The following is a 17593-nucleotide window of genomic DNA, read 5'->3' as shown; positions in this document are numbered from 1 at the left end:
CCGAGAACTTCGGCTTCGCGGCCGCCTTGATGATCAGCGCCTTCTTGGCCATCTCAGTTCTCCTTGAACGGGAAGCCCAGGAGCTTGAGCAGCGCCCGACCCTCGTCGTCAGTCGTGGCGGTCGTGACCACCGTGATGTCCATACCCCGCTGCCGATCGATCCGGTCCTGGTCGATCTCGTGGAACACGGACTGCTCGGTCAGACCGAACGTGTAGTTGCCGTGCCCGTCCAGCTTGCGCCCGTCCAGACCGCGGAAGTCGCGGATACGCGGCAGCGAAATGGACAGCAGCCGGTCCAGGAACTCCCACATCCGGTCGCCACGAAGGGTCACCTTCGCGCCGATCGGCATGCCCTCGCGGAGCTTGAACTGCGCGATGGACTTGGTCGCCCGCCGCACCTGCGGCTTCTGGCCGGTGATCGTGGCGAGGTCGCGGACCGCGCCGTCGATCAGCTTGGCGTCGCGAGCAGCCTCGCCGACACCCATGTTGACGACGATCTTGACCAGCCGCGGCACCTGCATGGGGTTGCCGTAGCTGTGCTGCTCACGCAACTGGGCCACGATCTCGTTGCGGTACCGCTCCTTGAGGCGCGGCATGGTCTTTTCGGTAGCCGTGGTCATCACAGGTCCTTACCGGTGCTACGCGCGATGCGGACCTTCTGGCCGTTGTCGTCGATCCGGTAACCGACGCGGGTCGGCTTGCCGTCGGAGTCCAGGACCTGCACGTTCGAGACGTGGATCGGGGCCTCCTGGGTGACGATGCCGCCGGTCTTGGCGCCACGCTGGGTGGTGCTGATGCGGGTGTGCTTCTTGACCCGGTTCACGCCCTCGACCAGGACCTTGTCCTGCCGCGGGTAGGCCGCGATGACCTTGCCCTTGGCACCCTTGTCCTTGCCGGCGATGACGACGACCGTGTCGCCCTTCTTGACCTTCACGGTCACAACACCTCCGGCGCGAGGGAAATAATCTTCATGAACCGCTTGTCCCGCAGCTCCCGGCCCACCGGGCCGAAGATGCGGGTACCGCGCGGGTCCCCACCGTCCTTGATGATGACGGCGGCGTTCTCGTCGAAGCGGATGTACGAGCCGTCCGGCCGCCGCTTCTCCTTGGCCGTGCGAACGACGACCGCCTTGACGACGTCGCCCTTCTTCACACCGGCACCCGGGATCGCGTCCTTGACCGTGGCCACGATGACGTCGCCGATGCTCGCGTAGCGCCGACCGGAGCCACCGAGAACCCGGATGCACAGGATCTCCCGAGCACCCGTGTTGTCGGCGACGCGCAGTCGCGACTCCTGCTGAATCACGTCTATCTCCTATGTCTGCCGGTTCTCCGGCCGCCGTAGCGGCCGGCCGGAGCCTGGCGGAACCTACGCCCGACGCAACGCCGGGCGAGATCGAGCCTTCGCTACTTGGCCTTTTCCTGGATCTCCACGATCCGCCAACGCTTGGTGGCGCTCAGCGGCCGGGTCTCCATGATCAGGACCCGGTCGCCGATGCCGGCGGCGTTCTGCTCGTCGTGCACCTTCAGCTTGCGCGTACGGCGCATGATCTTGCCGTACAGCGCGTGCCGAACCCGGTCCTCGACCTCGACCACGACGGTCTTGTCCATCTTGTCGCTGACCACCAGGCCCTCGCGGACCTTGCGGCGCGCGCGGGTGGCGTCAGTGGTGGTGTTCTCGGTCATGATGCAGTCACCTCAGTCGGCGCGGCCGAGAGCCCCAGCTCGCGCTCGCGCATGATCGTGTAGATCCGGGCGATCTCCCGACGGATGACCTGCAGCCGCCGGTTGTTGTCCAGCTGCCCGGTTGCGGCCTGCACGCGGAGGTTGAACAGCTCCGCCTTGGCCTCCCGCAGCTTCGTGACCAGCTCCTCCTCGGAGAGCTCACGCAGCTCGGTCGCCTTAACGCCCGCTGCCATCAGGATTCACCCACTTCGCGCGTAACAATGCGGCACTTCATCGGGAGCTTGTGGATCGCGCGACGCATGGCCTCTCGCGCGATCTGCTCGTTGGGGAAGGACATCTCGAAGAGAACCCGCCCCGGCTTGACGTTGGCGACCCACCACTCGGGCGAACCCTTACCGGAACCCATCCGGGTCTCGGCAGGCTTCTTGGTGAGGGCCTGGTCCGGGAAGATCGTGATCCAGACCTTGCCGCCACGCTTGATGTGACGGGTCATCGCGATACGCGCCGACTCGATCTGGCGGTTGGTCACGTACGCCGGCTCGAGAGCCTGGATCCCGAACTCGCCGAACACCACCCGGTTACCACCCTTGGACGCGCCACTGCGGTCCGGGTGGTGCGGCTTGCGGAAGCCCTTCGGGGGCTTGCGCGGCATCAGCATCTGTCAGCCCTCCTGCTGCGTTTCTGCCGGAGCAGCCGCCGCGGCGACAGCAGCGCTGTCGACCGGCTCGCCACTCGGCGTCTCGGCCTGCTGCGCGATGGTGGTCGCAGCAGCCCGGCCGGCCTCGGTGCCACCAGCGGTCGTGCCGGACGAACCGGACCGGCCACGGCGCGGACGCTCGGGACGGTCGCCGCGCTCACCACGACGCGGGCGCGACGGACCGGCCTCGGCCGGAGCCTCCCGGCCCGGAACCGCGTCGCCCTTGTAGATCCAGACCTTCACGCCGATCCGGCCGAAGGTGGTACGGGCCTCGAAGAAGCCGTACTCGATGTTGGCCCGCAGCGTGTGCAGCGGAACCCGGCCCTCGCGGTAGAACTCGGTCCGGCTCATCTCGGCGCCGCCGAGGCGACCCGAGACCTGAACCCGGATGCCCTTGCAGACCGGGTTCTTCATGGCCGACTGCATGGCCTTGCGCATCGCCCGACGGAAGCTGACCCGGCTGGACAGCTGCTCGGCCACGCCCTGCGCGACGAGCTGAGCGTCCGACTCGGGGTTCTTCACCTCGATGATGTTCAGCTGGACCTGCTTGCCGGTGAGCTTCTCGAGCTCGCCGCGGATCCGGTCGGCCTCCGCACCCTTACGGCCGATGACGATGCCCGGCCGGGCGGTGTGGATGTCGACGCGGACGCGGTCGCGGGTGCGCTCGATGTCGACCTTGGAGATCCCGGCACGCTCGAGGCCCTTGGACATCATGCGGCGGATCTTGACATCCTCGCCGATGTAGTCCTTGTAGAGCTTGTCCGCGAACCAACGGGACTTCCAGTCGGTCGAGATGCCGAGCCGGAACCCAGTGGGGTGAACCTTCTGACCCATTACTCGGCGTCCTCCGTCTTGCTCTGCGCTTCGGCCGGTGCGGCCTCCGTGGCCGGGGCGGCCTTCTTCGCCGCGGCCTTCCTCGGCGCTGCCGGCGCGACCGCCTCGACCGCCACGGTGATGTGGCAGGTGCGCTTGCGGATCCGGTACGCCCGACCCTGTGCCCGCGGCTGGAACCGCTTCATCGTCGGGCCCTCGTCCACGAACGCCTCGCTGACGAGCAGCGCGTCGGGGTCCAGCCGCTCGTTGTTCTCCGCGTTGGCGATCGCGCTAGCGAGCACCTTGTACACCTGCTCGCTCGCAGCCTGCGGCGCGAACTGCAGCACCGTGAGCGCCTCCTTCGCGGGCAGGCCGCGGACGAGGTTGACCACCCGGCGCGCCTTCATCGGCGAGATGCGCACGTGCCGCGCAACCGCCCGCGCGCCCGGAAGCACCGGAGCGTCGCCCTTTCCTGGCATCGCTGTAACCCCTTGTTCCCTCTATCCGTATGCCCGCGGCGTCAGCGCCGACGGCTCTTCCGGTCGTCCTTCTCGTGACCCTTGAACGTGCGGGTCAGCGCGAACTCGCCGAGCTTGTGCCCGACCATCGCCTCGGTCACGAACACCGGGACGTGCTTGCGTCCGTCGTGCACCGCGATCGTGTGCCCGAGCATCTCCGGGATGATCGTCGAGCGCCGCGACCAGGTCTTGATCACGTTCTTCGAGCCCTTGTCGTTCTGCACTTCCACCTTCTTGAGCAGGTGGTCGTCTACGAACGGGCCCTTCTTGAGGCTGCGAGGCATGTCTTATCTCCCTCAGCCGCGCTTACGCGTGGCGTAGCGGCGGCGGACGATCAGCTTGTCGCTCGGCTGGCCCTTACGGCGGGTGCGGCCCTCGGGCTTACCCTGCGGGTTGACCGGGTGGCGACCACCGGAGGTCTTACCCTCACCACCACCGTGCGGGTGGTCGACCGGGTTCATGGCGACACCACGGACGGTCGGGCGCTTGCCCTTCCACCGCATGCGGCCGGCCTTACCCCAGTTGATGTTCGACTGGTCGGCGTTGCCGATCTCGCCGACGCTCGCGCGGCAGCGCACGTCCACCCGCCGGATCTCGCCGGACGGCATACGCAGGGTCGCGTACGCGCCCTCACGGCCGAGCAGCTGGATGCCGACGCCGGCGGAACGGGCCAGCTTGGCCCCGCCGCCCGGACGCAGTTCCACGTTGTGGATCGTGGTACCGACCGGGATGTTGCGCAGCGGCAGGTTGTTACCCGGCTTGATGTCGGCGCCCGGACCGGACTCGACGCGGTCGCCCTGCTTCATGTCCTTCGGCGCGATGATGTACCGCTTCTCGCCGTCGGCGTAGTGCAGCAGCGCGATGCGCGCCGTGCGGTTCGGGTCGTACTCGATGTGAGCGACCTTCGCCGGCACGCCGTCCTTGTCGACCCGCTTGAAGTCGATCAGACGGTACTGGCGCTTGTGACCGCCACCGTGGTGCCGCGTGGTGATCCGGCCGTGGGCGTTACGCCCGCCCTTCTTCGGCAGCGGAGCCAGCAGCGACTTCTCCGGCGTGGACCGGGTGATCTCGGCGAAGTCGGCGACGCTGGAGCCACGTCGGCCCGGCGTCGTCGGCTTGTACTTACGGATAGCCATTGTCTACACCCCTCAGCTGACCGGGCCGCCGAAGGCCTCGATACGGTCACCGTCAGCCAGCTTCACGATCGCCCGCTTGGTCGCCTTGCGCTGACCGAAGCCGGTCTTGGTGCGCTTGCGCTTGCCCTGGCGGTTGAGCGTGTTGACCGTCAGGACGCGGACGTCGAAGATCTGCTGGATAGCGATCTTGATCTCGGTCTTGTTCGCGTCCGGGTGCACCAGGAAGGTGTACCAGTTCCGGTTCAGCTCGCTGTAGCTCTTCTCCGAGACGACCGGCGCCACAATGATGTCGCGCGGGTCGGCGATCGTGCTCACTTGCCACCCTCCTCGGTGGTCTCGGCGGGCACGCCCAGGAACTCGTCCAGGGCGTCCTTGGTGAAGACCACGTCGTCGGCCACCAGCACGTCGTACGTGTTCAGCTGGCCGGACTCGATCAGGTGCACCCGCGGCTCGTTGCGCAGCGACACCCAGTTCAGCTCGTCGGTGCTGCTCAGCACGACGAGAACCCGACGGGCCTCGGTGAGCGTGGTCAACGTGGCCAGTGCGGCCTTGGTCGACGGCTTCTCGCCCGAGACGAACGCCTCGACGACGTGCACCTGCCCGGCGCGGGCCCGGTCCGAGAGGGCACCGCGGAGTGCGGCGGCCTTCATCTTCTTCGGGGTCCGCTGGCTGTAGTCGCGCGGCACGGGACCGTGCACCACGCCACCGCCGGCGAACTGCGGCGCGCGGATCGAGCCCTGCCGGGCGCGACCGGTGCCCTTCTGCTTGTACGGCTTCTTGCCGCCACCGGCGACCTCGCCGCGGGTCTTGGTCTTGTGCGTGCCCTGTCGGGCCGCCGCGAGCTGGGCCACCACGACCTGGTGCATCAGCGCGACGTTGGCCTGCACGTCGAAGATGTCAGCCGGCAGCTCGACGGAGCCGCTGGTGCTGCCTTCGACGGTGCGCACGTCAACGGTGGTCACTTGGCCGCACCGCCCTTCTTCACCTTGCTCTTGGCCGCGGTACGGACCAGAACCAGCGCGCCCTTGGGACCAGGAATGGCACCCCGGACGAGCAGCAGGTTGTTCTCGGTGTCGACCGCCTGGACGGTGAGGTTCTGCACGGTGTAGCGCACGCCACCCATGCGGCCGGCCATCCGGGTGCCCTTGAAGACACGACCCGGAGTGGCGCAGGCGCCGATGGAGCCCGGCGAGCGGTGCTTGCGCTCGACGCCGTGACCGGCACCCAGGCCGTGGAAGCCGTGCCGCTTCATCGGGCCGGCGTAGCCCTTGCCCTTGGTCTTGCCGGTGACGTCGATCGTGACGCCTGCCGGGAACTCCTCGACCGTGACCTCCTGGCCCAGCGAGTATTCCCCGGCGTCCGTGGTGCGCAGCTCGACGATGTGCCGGCGCGGCGCCACGTCCGCCTTCGCGTAGTGCCCGCTGATCGGCTTCTTGACCTTGCGCGGGTCGATCGTGCCGTACGCCAGCTGGACCGCGGAGTAACCGTCCTTCTCGGCGCTACGAACCTGGCTGATGACGCACGGGCCGGCCTCGACCACGGTCACGGGAACAACCTTGTTGTTGTCCCAGACCTGGGTCATGCCGAGCTTGGCGCCCAGGATCCCCTTGACTTGCCTGTCCATTTGTCCGGTCCCTACAGCTTGATCTCGATGTCGACGCCAGCCGGCAGGTCGAGGCGCATGAGCGAGTCGACCGTCTTCGGGGTCGGGTCGATGATGTCGATCAGCCGCTTGTGCGTGCGCATCTCGAAGTGCTCGCGCGAGTCCTTGTACTTGTGCGGCGAGCGGATAACGCAGAAACGGTTGATCTCCGTGGGCAGCGGCACCGGGCCCGCGACCTGCGCCCCGGTGCGCGTCACCGTCTCGACGATCTTCCGAGCCGAGGAGTCGACGACCTCGTGGTCATAGGCCTTGAGCCGGATGCGGATCTTCTGTCCCGCCATGGTGGCTTCTGTTCCTTCTCTCGATGCCGCTGTGTTGCGGGCGCCTGTACCGGCTGGCACAGGCCCACTTCGCCGACCCCCGCGGTCGGGCGTGTCGCGCCCTCGGGCCGGGCTCCGCCCCGTGGTTCCGGAGTGGTGCTGACCGCGCGGTGGGTCAAGGCGCCGATCGCATTACCGCGACCTGAACGCCGTGCGAGGGTGGTTGGCGACTGGGCCGCCAACCACCCCACGCTCGACTGTCTCGCCACCCGGAGGTTCAGCGAAAGCCGAACACAGGCGACGAACTGTCGTTACGCAACCTGACTAGTATGCCGCACGACCGGCGGCGGGTCTAATCGGGGTTACCTAGCTCACTTGATGATCTTGGTGACGAACCCGGCGCCGACGGTGCGGCCACCCTCGCGGATCGCGAACTTGAGGTTCTCCTCCATGGCGATGGGCTGGATCAGCTTCACCGACATGGTGGTGTTGTCGCCCGGCATGACCATCTCGGTGCCCTCGGGGAGGGTGACGACACCGGTGACGTCCGTGGTCCGGAAGTAGAACTGCGGACGGTAGTTCTGGAAGAACGGGGTGTGCCGGCCGCCCTCCTCCTTGGAGAGGATGTAGACCGTCGCCTCGAACTCCGTGTGCGGGGTCGTGGTGCCCGGCTTGACGACCACCATGCCGCGCTCGACGTCCTCGCGCTTGATGCCACGCAGCAGCAGACCGACGTTCTCGCCCGCGCGGGCCTCGTCGAGCAGCTTGCGGAACATCTCGATGCCTGTGCAGACCGTCTTCTGCGACTTCTCGCGGATACCGACGATCTCCACCTCCTCGTTCGGCTTGAGGATGCCGCGCTCGGCGCGACCCGTGACGACGGTGCCACGACCGGTGATCGTGAAGACGTCCTCGATCGGCATGAGGAACGGCCGCTCGGTCTCACGCTCCGGCTGCGGGATCGCGGTGTCGACCGCGGTCATCAGGTCCAGGAGCTTGCCGGTCCACTCGGGGTCACCCTCGAGGGCCTTCAGCGCCGAAACCCGGACGACCGGCAGGTCGTCACCCGGGTACTCCTGCGAGGAGAGCAGCTCACGGACCTCGAGCTCGACGAGCTCCAGGAGCTCCTCGTCGTCGACCATGTCGCTCTTGTTGAGCGCCACGACGATGTACGGCACGCCAACCTGACGCGCGAGCAGCACGTGCTCACGGGTCTGCGGCATCGGGCCGTCGGTCGCCGCGACCACCAGGATCGCGCCGTCCATCTGCGCGGCACCGGTGATCATGTTCTTGATGTAGTCCGCGTGGCCGGGGCAGTCGACGTGCGCGTAGTGCCGCGCCTCGGTCTGGTACTCGACGTGCGCGATCGAGATCGTGATGCCGCGAGCCTTCTCCTCCGGCGCCTTGTCGATCTCGTCGAACGGCGTGTACGGGTTCAGGTCCGGGAACTGGTCGTGCAGGACCTTGGTGATGGCCGCCGTCAGCGTCGTCTTACCGTGGTCGATGTGACCAATGGTGCCGATGTTGACGTGCGGCTTAGTCCGCTCGAACTTCGCCTTCGCCACTGGTGTCCTCCTGTGGACTTCTTGGTTCGTACGCCCGGCGCGCCGGTCGGCGCTTAGGACTCTGTCGACAGCCTTTCCGGCCTGGCGGCCGGAGAGCTTTTGTGGGTTCTGCGGCGATGAAGCCTACAGGCCCGGTCTCACGCGATCCGATCGTGGTGGCCGCGGGCGGGTGAAACCACCCGCGACCGACCACGAATCACCTGCTCGGGGAAGTTACTCGCCCGTTGCCTTCGCGATGATCTCCTTCGCGACGCTCTGCGGAACCTCGGCGTAGGAGTCGAACTGCATGCTGTAGCTAGCCCGGCCCTGGGTCTTCGACCGCAGGTCGCCGACGTAGCCGAACATCTCCGACAACGGCACCAGAGCCCTCACGATGCGGGCGCCGCTGCGCTCCTCCATCGCCTGGATGATGCCGCGGCGGGAGTTGAGGTCGCCGATGACGTCACCCATGTTCTCCTCAGGAGTGGTGACCTCAACGGCCATCATCGGCTCGAGCAGTGCGGGGTCGGCCTTGCGGGCCGCGTCCTTCATCACCATCGAGCCGGCGATCTTGAATGCCATTTCCGACGAGTCGACCTCGTGGTACTGGCCGTCCAGCAGGGTCAGCTTCACGCCGACCAGCGGGAAGCCCGCCAGGATGCCGTACTGCAGCGCGTCCTGCGCACCGGCGTCCACCGAGGGGATGAACTCCCGGGGGATGCGGCCGCCGCTGACGGCGTTGGCGAACTCGTAGGTCGGCGAGTCGTTGTCCAGCGGAAGCGGCTCGACGCTCACGATGACGCGGGCGTACTGGCCGGAACCACCGGTCTGCTTCTTGTGGGTGTACTCGACCTTGTCCACCTTGCGGCGGATGGTCTCGCGGTACGCCACCTGCGGCTTGCCGACGTTGGCCTCGACGTTGAACTCGCGGCGCATCCGGTCGACCAGGATGTCCAGGTGCAGCTCACCCATGCCGGAGATGACCGTCTGACCGGTCTCCTCGTCCAGCTGGACGCGGAAGGTCGGGTCCTCCTCGGCCAGGCGCTGGATGGCGGTGCCCAGCTTCTCCTGGTCGGACTTGGTCTTCGGCTCGATCGCCACCGAGATGACCGGCTCCGGGAAGGTCATCGACTCCAGGATGACCGGGTTCGCCGGGTCGGAGAGCGTGTCGCCGGTGGTGGTCTGCTTGAGACCCTGCACGGCGATGATGTCGCCGGCCTGCGCCGACGGACGCTCTTCCCGCTTGTTGGCGTGCATCTGGTAGATCTTGCCGATGCGCTCCTTGCGGTCCTTGGTGGAGTTGACCACCTGGGAACCGGAATCGAGCGTGCCGGAGTAGACCCGGACGTAGGTGAGCTTGCCCAGGTGCTTGTCCGTCTGGATCTTGAAGGCCAGGCCGGAGAAGGGCTCCGAGTTGGACGGCTTACGCAGCAGCGGGGTCTCGCCGTCGGTGGCCGTACCCTCGATCGCCGGAACGTCCAGCGGCGACGGCAGGAAGTCGACCACGGCGTCGAGCATGGGCTGGACGCCCTTGTTCTTGAACGCCGAGCCGCAGAGCACCGGGTTGGCCTTGCCGGCGATGGTGGCACGCCGGATGGCGGCCTTGATCTCCTCGACGGAGACCTCTTCGCCCTCCAGGTACTTCTCCATCACCGAGTCGTCGACGTCGGCGAGGGTCTCCATCAGCTTCTCGCGCCACTCGGCAGCGGAGTCGGCCAGGTCGGCCGGGATCTCCTCAACCGCGTAGTCCTCACCCTTCTGAGTCTCCCCACGCCAGGTGAGGGCGCGCATGCCGATCAGGTCGACGACACCGATGTGGTCGCCCTCGAGCCCGATCGGGATCTGGAGCACCAGCGGGGTGGCGTTCAGCCGGTCGATCATCATCTGCACGCAGCGGAAGAAGTCGGCGCCGGTCCGGTCGAGCTTGTTGACGAAGCACATGCGCGGGACGTTGTACTTGTCGGCCTGCCGCCAGACGTTCTCCGTCTGCGGCTCCACGCCGGCGACACCGTCGTAAACCGCGACCGCACCATCCAGGACACGCAGCGACCGCTCGACCTCGACCGTGAAGTCGACGTGACCAGGCGTGTCGATGATCTGGATCGTGTGGCCCTTCCACTCACACTTGGTAGCAGCGGAGGTGATGGTGATACCACGCTCCTGCTCCTGCTCCATCCAGTCCATGACGGCAGCGCCCTCGTGGACCTCACCGATCTTGTACGTGATGCCGGTGTAGAACAGGATTCGCTCGGTGGTCGTGGTCTTACCGGCATCGATGTGCGCCATGATGCCGATGTTGCGTACCTTGGCGAGCGCGTCTGCGGCGGCCACTTCAATCCCTACTTATCGTCGTCTCGACTCAACTGGTGGCGGTTCCGGCGCCCGGTGGCGCCGGAACCAGGGTGTTACCAGCGGTAGTGCGCGAAGGCCTTGTTCGACTCGGCCATCTTGTGCGTGTCCTCGCGCCGCTTGACGGCGGCACCGAGGCCGTTGCTCGCGTCCAGCAGCTCGTTCATCAGCCGCTCGACCATGGTCTTCTCGCGCCGGGCGCGGGAGTAGGTGACCAGCCAGCGCAGGCCCAGGGTGGTCGCCCGGGTGGGGCGGACCTCGACCGGAACCTGGTAGGTGGCGCCACCGACACGACGGCTGCGCACCTCGAGGGTCGGCTTGACGTTGTCCATCGCCCGCTTGAGGGTGACGACCGGGTCGGTGCCGGACTTCTCGCGGCAGCCCTCGAGGGCCGCGTACACGATCGACTCGGCGAGCTGACGCTTGCCGCGGAGCAGGATCTTGTTCACCAGCTGGGTGACCAGCGGCGAGTTGTACACCGGGTCAGCGACCAGTGGCCGCCGCGGAGCGGGTCCCTTACGCGGCATGTCAGCTCTTCTCCTTCTTCGCGCCGTAACGGCTGCGCGCCTGCTTGCGGTTGCGGACACCCTGGGTGTCCAGCGAGCCGCGGACGATCTTGTAACGCACGCCGGGGAGGTCCTTCACCCGGCCGCCGCGAACGAGCACGATCGAGTGCTCCTGCAGGTTGTGACCGACGCCCGGGATGTAGGCGGTCACCTCGATCTGGCTGCTGAGCTTCACACGAGCGACCTTGCGCAGCGCCGAGTTCGGCTTCTTCGGGGTGGTGGTGTACACGCGGGTGCACACGCCGCGCCGCTGGGGGGACCCCTTGAGCGCCGGGGTCTTGGTCTTGGTCGTCTTGGCCTGACGGCCCTTTCGGACCAGCTGCTGGATGGTGGGCACCGGGTTTCTCCGCTCCCTTCGGCCGCTGTACGCGGCCGCGCCGTCTGCTCGTTAGCCGGCCTGATGACCGGCTCTCCTACATTCCGACCAGGGCCACCTTGCGGAGGCCCCGGCACCCGCGGTCGGGCGTGTCGCCCAGCTCACGGTCCCGGTGCGGACGCTTTCGCAGGCGTACCGGTTTTTCTGTCACCGGCACGCGGATCGCCCCGCCCCGGATCTCTGGCTTGTCGTGCCGCCGTCCGGACTCCGGATCCAGCGCACGCACGAGTTGCCCGGGCACGCCCGGGCACAAGGGGAAAGAGTACCTACCACAGCCGCCCAGGTCAAAACGGAATGGGTCGGCGACCGTCTCACACTCGCCGGCCGGATCTCGTCCCGCCTCGTCGCCCGCGATGGGCACCTACGGACACAAGTGTACCGGCTTCCCCGCCGGACCACCCGTCGCCCCCGGGCAGGCACCGCAGACCCGGCGCACGGCCTCACGTCAGGGTGATCAGCAACGCCAGACCCAGACCCAGCAGGCTGAGCACCGCACCCGCCGCGCCGCAGCTGATGCCCGCCACCGCCAGCCCTCGCCCGGTGAACCGTACCGCCGACGGCGCGGCCGGCCGGGCGATCTGCCGCCGGCCGAGCAGACCGGTGACGATCGCCGCCACCCCCGCCAGCACCCCCAGAACGGTGAAGGCGCCGGAGGCCCAGACGCCGCCGTCGTCTGCGAAGGCCACCCCGAAGCAGATCACCAGGAGCGAGACCAGGATCGACGCGATGCCCGCCACCAGCGCCCCGGTCGCCAGTCCGGAGGTGACCGGCGGCACGTCCAGGTACACCACGCCGAACGGCGTGCCGGGCACCGCCTCCACCCGCTTCGGCGGCCGCCGCTGGTCGTCGGTGGGCGGCGGCACCGGTCGGGCGGGAGCCACGCCCCACCCGGGCGGCTGGCCCTGCGCCGGCTGGCCCCAACCCGCTGGCGCGCCGGGCCCCGATGGCGGCTGACCCCAGCCGGGCGGCACACCAACCCCCGCCGGCGGGTGCCCCCAACCCCCGGGCGCACCAGTCCCGAACGACGGCTGACCCCAGCCCGACGGCGCGGCAGGCCCCGACGGCTGACCCCAGCCCGACGGCGCACCCGGGCCCGACGGCGGCTGACCCCAGGCGTGCGGCAGCGGCGCCCCGGAAGCGGGATGGGGCTGGCCGTGTCCGGGCGGATAGACCCCGCCCCACTCGGCCGTGGGCGGACCCCATCCGGGCGGGGGCGGCGCGCCCCAACCCGACGGCGGCGTACCCGGATCGGGGACGTCGGCGGGTGGGGCGGGCTGCCCGTCCGGATCGGGTTGGGCCCGGTCGTCCGGTCCGGAGGGGGCCGGGCTCGCGGCCGGCGCGTCAGGATGCCCCGCCGGCTCGTCCGCCGGGGGCCGCGCCGGTTCCGTCACGAGGTCCTCCTGTCGACAGGGCCGCCGTCGCCGCGCGGCGGACACCGGCCAGGCTACCGCCGGAAGCTGCGCCGTCCGCGCTGGGCGTGGCCGGTGAAACGGTCAGTCCATGTTCGCCGGGTAGTCGTGGCCGAACGGCGTGTCAGCCAGCCGGACCACCCCGATCACCACGGCGACGACCACGGTGACCGCGACCAGCGCCAGGCCGGTCCAGGCCAACCGCTCCCCCCGCCGCAGCCAGACGCCGCCGGTCAGGAAACCCCCCGAGGCGTACGCCTCCCGGCGGGCCTGCCGGGCCAGTTGCAGCGCCACCGTCGCCGGCACCACCCCGCCGATGAAGAGCCCGGTCAACATGCCGAGCAGCCCCAGCGCGAAGACCGCCCGCGCCTTCGTGGCACGGGCCGGGTCCGGATCCAGCGGGTGGCGCAGGCCCTGAGACGCGACGGACACCTGTCCGGGTGCGGTCGTCATGCCTCCATCATGCCCAACCCGGTCGACGGCCGGGTCGGTCCGGACACGACGAGGCCCCCGGCAGGTGCCGGGGGCCTCGTCGGTGTCGGTGCTTAGCGGTACGACCCGAAGTCGAAGTCGTCCAGCGGCACAGCCTGCCCGCTGGCCGGCCCGAACCCGTAGTCGGTCTCCGGGTAGCCGGTCATCGAGTAGACCTTGGCCTTGGCCTCCTCGGTCGGCTCGACCCGGACGTTGCGGTACTTGCTGATGCCCGTACCGGCCGGGATGAGCTTACCGATGATCACGTTCTCCTTGAGGCCGACCAGCGAGTCGCTGCGCGAGTTGATCGCAGCGTCGGTCAGCACCCGGGTGGTCTCCTGGAAGGAGGCCGCGGAGAGCCAGGAGTCGGTGGCCAGCGAGGCCTTGGTGATACCCATCAGCACCGGACGGCCGGCGGCGGGCTCGCCACCCTCCGACACGAGCCGGCGGTTCTCCGACTCGAACAGCGCCCGGTCAACCAGCACACCCGGCAGGAACTCGGTCGAGCCGGAGTCGATGACCGTCACCCGCTTGAGCATCTGGCGGATGATGATCTCGATGTGCTTGTCGTGGATGAGCACACCCTGCGAGCGGTAGACCTCCTGGACCTCACTGGTCAGGTGGACCTGGACCGCCCGCGGACCCATGATCCGCAGAAGCTCGTGCGGGTCGATGGTGCCCTCGGTCAGCTTCTCGCCGACCGCGACGTGACCGCCGTCGTGGGTCCGGAGCTTGACGCGCTTCGAGATCTTGTCGTAGACGATCTCTTCGCTGCCGTCGTCCGGCACCACGATGATCTTGCGCGAGCGCTCGCCGTCCTCGATCCGGATCCGGCCGGGGGTGTCGGCGATGGGCGCCTTACCCTTCGGGACCCGAGCCTCGAAGATTTCCTGAACACGCGGCAGACCCTGGGTGATGTCCTCACCCGCGACACCACCGGTGTGGAAGGTACGCATCGTCAGCTGCGTACCCGGCTCGCCGATGGACTGGGCGGCGATGATGCCGACAGCCTCACCGATGTCGACCGACTTGCCGGTCGGCAGCGAACGGCCGTAGCAGGCCGCGCAGACGCCCAGCTTCGACTCGCAGGTGAGCACGCTGCGCACCCGGACCGTCTCCACGCCAGCGGCGACGATCTTGTCGACCCCGATGGAGTTGATGTCCTGGCCGCGCTCGGCCACCACGGTGCCGTCCGGCCCCTTGATGTCGTCGGCCAGGGTCCGGGCGTGCACGCTGGTCTCGGCGTGGGTGTGAATGACGAGCTTGCCGTCCAGCTTCTCGCCGATCTGCATCGGGATCGCCCGGTCGGTGCCGCAGTCCTCCTCGCGGATGATCACGTCCTGGGAGACGTCCACCAGACGACGGGTCAGGTAACCCGAGTCGGCGGTCCGCAGCGCGGTGTCGGCGAGACCCTTACGGGCACCGTGCGTGGAGATGAAGTACTCCAGCACGGACAGACCCTCCCGGTAGCTGGCCTTGATCGGCCGCGGGATGATCTCGCCCTTCGGGTTGGCCACCAGACCACGGATCGCCGCGATCTGCCGGAGCTGGAGCAGGTTACCGCGGGCACCCGAGTTGATCATCACCCACAGGGGGTTCTCCTGCGGCAGCGCGGTGTCCATCTCCTTGGCGACCTCGTTGGTCGCCTTGGTCCAGATCTCGATGAGCTCGCCGCGACGCTCCTCGGCGGTCATCAGACCACGCTGGTACTGCTTGTCGATCCGGTCGGCTTCCTTCTCGTACTTCGCCAGGATCTCCGCCTTGCGCGGCGGAGCGATGACGTCCTCCATGCCGATCGTCACGCCGGACCAGGTGGCCCAGTGGAAACCGGCCTCCTTGAGCCCGTCCAGGGTGGCGGCCAGCGCCACCTTGGGGAAGCGCTCGGCGAGGTCGTTGACGATCGCGGAGAGCTGACCCTTGCGGATCTCGTAGTTCACGAAGCGGTAGCCCTGCGGCAGCGTCTCGTTGAACAGCACCCGGCCCAGGGTGGTCTCCACGGTCAGCGGGTCACCCTCGACCCAGCCCTCCGGGGCGGTCCACGCCTCGGCGCCGGTGCCGTTGTCGACGCCGACCACGCCACGCAGGCGGATCTTCACCGGCGCCTGCAGGCCCAGCTCACCGTTGTCGAAGGCCATCTGCGCCTCGGCGTCCGAGCTGAACACCCGGCCCTCGCCCTTCTCACCGGGGGTGAGGTGGGTGAGGTAGTACAGACCGATGACCATGTCCTGCGTGGGCATGGTGACCGGCTTGCCGTCGGCCGGCTTGAGGATGTTGTTCGACGACAGCATCAGGATCCGCGCCTCGGCCTGGGCCTCGGCGGACAGCGGCACGTGCACCGCCATCTGGTCACCGTCGAAGTCGGCGTTGAACGCGGTGCAGACCAGCGGGTGGATCTGGATCGCCTTGCCCTCGACCAGCTGCGGCTCGAAGGCCTGGATGCCCAGACGGTGCAGGGTCGGCGCCCGGTTGAGCAGCACCGGGTGCTCGCCGATGACCTCTTCCAGCACGTCCCACACGACCGGGCGCTGACGCTCGACCATCCGCTTGGCGGACTTGATGTTCTGCGCGTGGTTGAGGTCCACCAGCCGCTTCATCACGAACGGCTTGAACAGCTCCAGCGCCATCTGCTTGGGCAGACCACACTGGTGCAGCTTGAGCTTCGGGCCGACCACGATGACCGAACGGCCCGAGTAGTCGACGCGCTTGCCCAGCAGGTTCTGGCGGAACCGGCCCTGCTTGCCCTTGAGCATGTCGGACAGCGACTTGAGCGGGCGGTTGCCCGGGCCGGTGACCGGCCGGCCGCGACGGCCATTGTCGAACAGCGCGTCGACGGCCTCCTGGAGCATCCGCTTCTCGTTGTTGACGATGATCTCGGGCGCGCCGAGGTCGATCAGCCGCTTGAGGCGGTTGTTCCGGTTGATCACACGCCGGTACAGGTCGTTGAGGTCCGAGGTCGCGAAGCGGCCACCGTCGAGCTGCACCATCGGGCGCAGGTCCGGCGGGATGACCGGGACGCAGTCCAGCACCATGCCGAGCGGCGAGTTACGGGTGTTCAGGAACGCCGCCACGACCTTGAGCCGCTTGAGCGCCCGGATCTTCCGCTGCCCCTTGCCGGACCGGATGGTCTCCCGCAGGCTCTCGGCCTCGGCGTCGAGGTCCATGTTCTGGACCAGCGCCTTGATCGCCTCCGCGCCCATCGAACCGGTGAAGTACTCACCGAACCGGTCGCGCAGCTCGCGGTAGAGCAGCTCGTCGGTGACCAGCTGCTTCGGCTCCAGCTTGCGGAAGGTGTCCAGCACCTCGTCCAGGCGGTCGATCTCGCGCTGGGCCCGGTCGCGGATCTGGCGCATCTCGCGCTCTCCGCCCTCCTTGACCTTGCGCCGGACGTCCGCCTTGGCACCCTCGGCCTCCAGCTCGGCCAGGTCGGCCTCGAGCTTGGCGGCCCGCTTCTCGATCTCCGAGTCGCGGCTGTTCTCGGACTGCCGCTTCTCGGCCAGGATCTCGTTCTCGATCGTCGAGAGGTCACGGTGACGCGACTCGGCGTCCACGCTCGTCACGACGTACGAGGCGAAGTAGATGATCTTCTCGAGGTCCTTGGGGGCGAGGTCCAGCAGGTAGCCCAGCCGACTCGGAACGCCCTTGAAGTACCAGATGTGGGTCACCGGAGCGGCGAGCTCGATGTGCCCCATCCGCTCACGACGGACCTTGGAGCGAGTCACCTCGACGCCGCAGCGCTCACAGATGATGCCCTTGAACCGGACGCGCTTGTACTTACCGCAGTAGCACTCCCAGTCCCGCTGCGGACCGAAGATCTTCTCGCAGAAGAGTCCGTCCTTCTCCGGCTTCAGGGTGCGGTAGTTGATCGTCTCAGGCTTCTTGACCTCGCCGTGCGACCACTGACGGATGTCGTCGGCGGTGGCGAGACCAATGCGCAGCTCGTCGAAGAAGTTGACGTCGAGCACTCTGTCCCCTATGTCGTCGTCTGTACTGCTAATTCTCGGGTGGGGTCGGGGGCCGGCGCGGCCGCCCCCCCCCCCCCACCCCACACCCAGAAGACCCAGCAAGGCGCCCCCCCGGGCCCCGGGGTGGCCCCCACCACCGCGGCC

General features: G+C 68.2%; 21 protein-coding genes. All 21 read right to left on the bottom strand.

Annotated elements, in window-relative coordinates; genetic code table 11:
• Positions 1–53: 53 nt before the first annotated feature.
• On the bottom strand, positions 54–620 hold the full coding sequence (gene rplE, locus AB0J68_RS09715; RefSeq protein ID WP_139585969.1) for a 50S ribosomal protein L5: 567 nt from the start codon (positions 618–620) through the stop codon (positions 54–56).
• Positions 620–940: a 50S ribosomal protein L24 gene (rplX, locus tag AB0J68_RS09710; RefSeq protein ID WP_007465276.1), complete on the bottom strand. Its 321-nt coding sequence runs from the start codon at positions 938–940 to the stop codon at positions 620–622. The genes rplE and rplX overlap by 1 nt, the downstream gene beginning before the upstream one ends.
• Positions 937–1305, bottom strand: coding sequence for a 50S ribosomal protein L14 (gene rplN / locus AB0J68_RS09705; protein WP_007073026.1), 369 nt, complete (start codon positions 1303–1305; stop codon positions 937–939). Before rplN ends, rplX begins: the two co-directional genes overlap by 4 nt.
• Before the next feature lie 101 nt (positions 1306–1406).
• Positions 1407–1685, bottom strand: a complete 279-nt coding sequence (gene rpsQ, locus AB0J68_RS09700) for a 30S ribosomal protein S17 (RefSeq protein ID WP_354858656.1) — start codon at positions 1683–1685, stop codon at positions 1407–1409.
• Complete coding sequence (gene rpmC, locus AB0J68_RS09695) at positions 1682–1918, bottom strand: 50S ribosomal protein L29 (protein WP_007465283.1); 237 nt, start codon at positions 1916–1918, stop codon at positions 1682–1684. Before rpmC ends, rpsQ begins: the two co-directional genes overlap by 4 nt.
• On the bottom strand, positions 1918–2343 hold the full coding sequence (gene rplP / locus AB0J68_RS09690; protein ID WP_007465292.1) for a 50S ribosomal protein L16: 426 nt from the start codon (positions 2341–2343) through the stop codon (positions 1918–1920). The genes rpmC and rplP overlap by 1 nt, the downstream gene beginning before the upstream one ends.
• A 3-nt stretch (positions 2344–2346) precedes the next feature.
• A complete protein-coding gene (rpsC, locus tag AB0J68_RS09685; RefSeq protein WP_007465294.1) occupies positions 2347–3216 on the bottom strand; it encodes a 30S ribosomal protein S3 in 870 nt (289 codons plus the stop codon).
• Positions 3216–3674 carry a 50S ribosomal protein L22 gene (gene rplV, locus AB0J68_RS09680; protein WP_007465297.1) on the bottom strand — a complete coding sequence of 153 codons (459 nt, stop codon included), beginning with the start codon at positions 3672–3674 and terminating at the stop codon, positions 3216–3218. Before rplV ends, rpsC begins: the two co-directional genes overlap by 1 nt.
• A gap of 41 nt (positions 3675–3715) precedes the next feature.
• Positions 3716–3997 carry a 30S ribosomal protein S19 gene (rpsS, locus tag AB0J68_RS09675; protein WP_007465299.1) on the bottom strand — a complete coding sequence of 94 codons (282 nt, stop codon included), beginning with the start codon at positions 3995–3997 and terminating at the stop codon, positions 3716–3718.
• A gap of 12 nt (positions 3998–4009) precedes the next feature.
• A complete protein-coding gene (rplB, locus tag AB0J68_RS09670; protein ID WP_007465301.1) occupies positions 4010–4849 on the bottom strand; it encodes a 50S ribosomal protein L2 in 840 nt (279 codons plus the stop codon).
• Positions 4850–4861: 12 nt separating this feature from the next.
• Entirely contained in the window at positions 4862–5164 is a 303-nt protein-coding gene (rplW, locus tag AB0J68_RS09665) for a 50S ribosomal protein L23 (protein ID WP_088998352.1), read from the bottom strand.
• Entirely contained in the window at positions 5161–5811 is a 651-nt protein-coding gene (gene rplD / locus AB0J68_RS09660) for a 50S ribosomal protein L4 (RefSeq protein ID WP_354858661.1), read from the bottom strand. Before rplD ends, rplW begins: the two co-directional genes overlap by 4 nt.
• A complete protein-coding gene (gene rplC / locus AB0J68_RS09655; RefSeq protein ID WP_354823900.1) occupies positions 5808–6473 on the bottom strand; it encodes a 50S ribosomal protein L3 in 666 nt (221 codons plus the stop codon). Before rplC ends, rplD begins: the two co-directional genes overlap by 4 nt.
• A gap of 11 nt (positions 6474–6484) precedes the next feature.
• Complete coding sequence (gene rpsJ / locus AB0J68_RS09650; RefSeq protein WP_007073037.1) at positions 6485–6793, bottom strand: 30S ribosomal protein S10; 309 nt, start codon at positions 6791–6793, stop codon at positions 6485–6487.
• Between the two features lie 350 nt (positions 6794–7143).
• Positions 7144–8337: an elongation factor Tu gene (gene tuf, locus AB0J68_RS09645; protein ID WP_007465313.1), complete on the bottom strand. Its 1194-nt coding sequence runs from the start codon at positions 8335–8337 to the stop codon at positions 7144–7146.
• A gap of 213 nt (positions 8338–8550) precedes the next feature.
• Positions 8551–10647 carry an elongation factor G gene (gene fusA / locus AB0J68_RS09640; protein WP_354858664.1) on the bottom strand — a complete coding sequence of 699 codons (2097 nt, stop codon included), beginning with the start codon at positions 10645–10647 and terminating at the stop codon, positions 8551–8553.
• A gap of 74 nt (positions 10648–10721) precedes the next feature.
• Complete coding sequence (rpsG, locus tag AB0J68_RS09635; RefSeq protein ID WP_007465317.1) at positions 10722–11192, bottom strand: 30S ribosomal protein S7; 471 nt, start codon at positions 11190–11192, stop codon at positions 10722–10724.
• Between the two features lies 1 nt (position 11193).
• Entirely contained in the window at positions 11194–11568 is a 375-nt protein-coding gene (rpsL, locus tag AB0J68_RS09630; RefSeq protein ID WP_007465318.1) for a 30S ribosomal protein S12, read from the bottom strand.
• 479 nt (positions 11569–12047) lie between these two features.
• A complete protein-coding gene (locus tag AB0J68_RS09625; RefSeq protein ID WP_355139186.1) occupies positions 12048–12428 on the bottom strand; it encodes a hypothetical protein in 381 nt (126 codons plus the stop codon).
• Positions 12429–13100: 672 nt separating this feature from the next.
• Positions 13101–13469 carry a hypothetical protein gene (locus AB0J68_RS09620; protein ID WP_354858666.1) on the bottom strand — a complete coding sequence of 123 codons (369 nt, stop codon included), beginning with the start codon at positions 13467–13469 and terminating at the stop codon, positions 13101–13103.
• A gap of 92 nt (positions 13470–13561) precedes the next feature.
• Positions 13562–17449, bottom strand: coding sequence for a DNA-directed RNA polymerase subunit beta' (locus tag AB0J68_RS09615; RefSeq protein ID WP_354858669.1), 3888 nt, complete (start codon positions 17447–17449; stop codon positions 13562–13564).
• Between the last annotated feature and the right edge of the window lie 144 nt (positions 17450–17593).

It is taken from the genome of Micromonospora sp. NPDC049580 (assembly GCF_040675595.1).
In the GTDB taxonomy this organism is placed as follows: domain Bacteria; phylum Actinomycetota; class Actinomycetes; order Mycobacteriales; family Micromonosporaceae; genus Micromonospora.
Note: the sequence above shows the minus strand (reverse complement) of the source record. Positions and strands in the feature narration are given on the sequence as shown.

Coding starts and splice junctions, on each gene's coding strand:
- rplE (WP_139585969.1), bottom strand. CDS start 620: ATGACCACGGCTACCGAAAAGACCATGCCGCGCCTCAAGGAGCGGTAC.
- rpsQ (WP_354858656.1), bottom strand. CDS start 1,685: ATGACCGAGAACACCACCACTGACGCCACCCGCGCGCGCCGCAAGGTC.
- rpmC (WP_007465283.1), bottom strand. CDS start 1,918: ATGGCAGCGGGCGTTAAGGCGACCGAGCTGCGTGAGCTCTCCGAGGAG.
- rplP (WP_007465292.1), bottom strand. CDS start 2,343: ATGCTGATGCCGCGCAAGCCCCCGAAGGGCTTCCGCAAGCCGCACCAC.
- rpsC (WP_007465294.1), bottom strand. CDS start 3,216: ATGGGTCAGAAGGTTCACCCCACTGGGTTCCGGCTCGGCATCTCGACC.
- rplV (WP_007465297.1), bottom strand. CDS start 3,674: ATGCCAGGAAAGGGCGACGCTCCGGTGCTTCCGGGCGCGCGGGCGGTT.
- rpsS (WP_007465299.1), bottom strand. CDS start 3,997: ATGCCTCGCAGCCTCAAGAAGGGCCCGTTCGTAGACGACCACCTGCTC.
- rplB (WP_007465301.1), bottom strand. CDS start 4,849: ATGGCTATCCGTAAGTACAAGCCGACGACGCCGGGCCGACGTGGCTCC.
- rplC (WP_354823900.1), bottom strand. CDS start 6,473: ATGGACAGGCAAGTCAAGGGGATCCTGGGCGCCAAGCTCGGCATGACC.
- rpsJ (WP_007073037.1), bottom strand. CDS start 6,793: ATGGCGGGACAGAAGATCCGCATCCGGCTCAAGGCCTATGACCACGAG.
- rpsG (WP_007465317.1), bottom strand. CDS start 11,192: ATGCCGCGTAAGGGACCCGCTCCGCGGCGGCCACTGGTCGCTGACCCG.
- AB0J68_RS09620 (WP_354858666.1), bottom strand. CDS start 13,469: ATGACGACCGCACCCGGACAGGTGTCCGTCGCGTCTCAGGGCCTGCGC.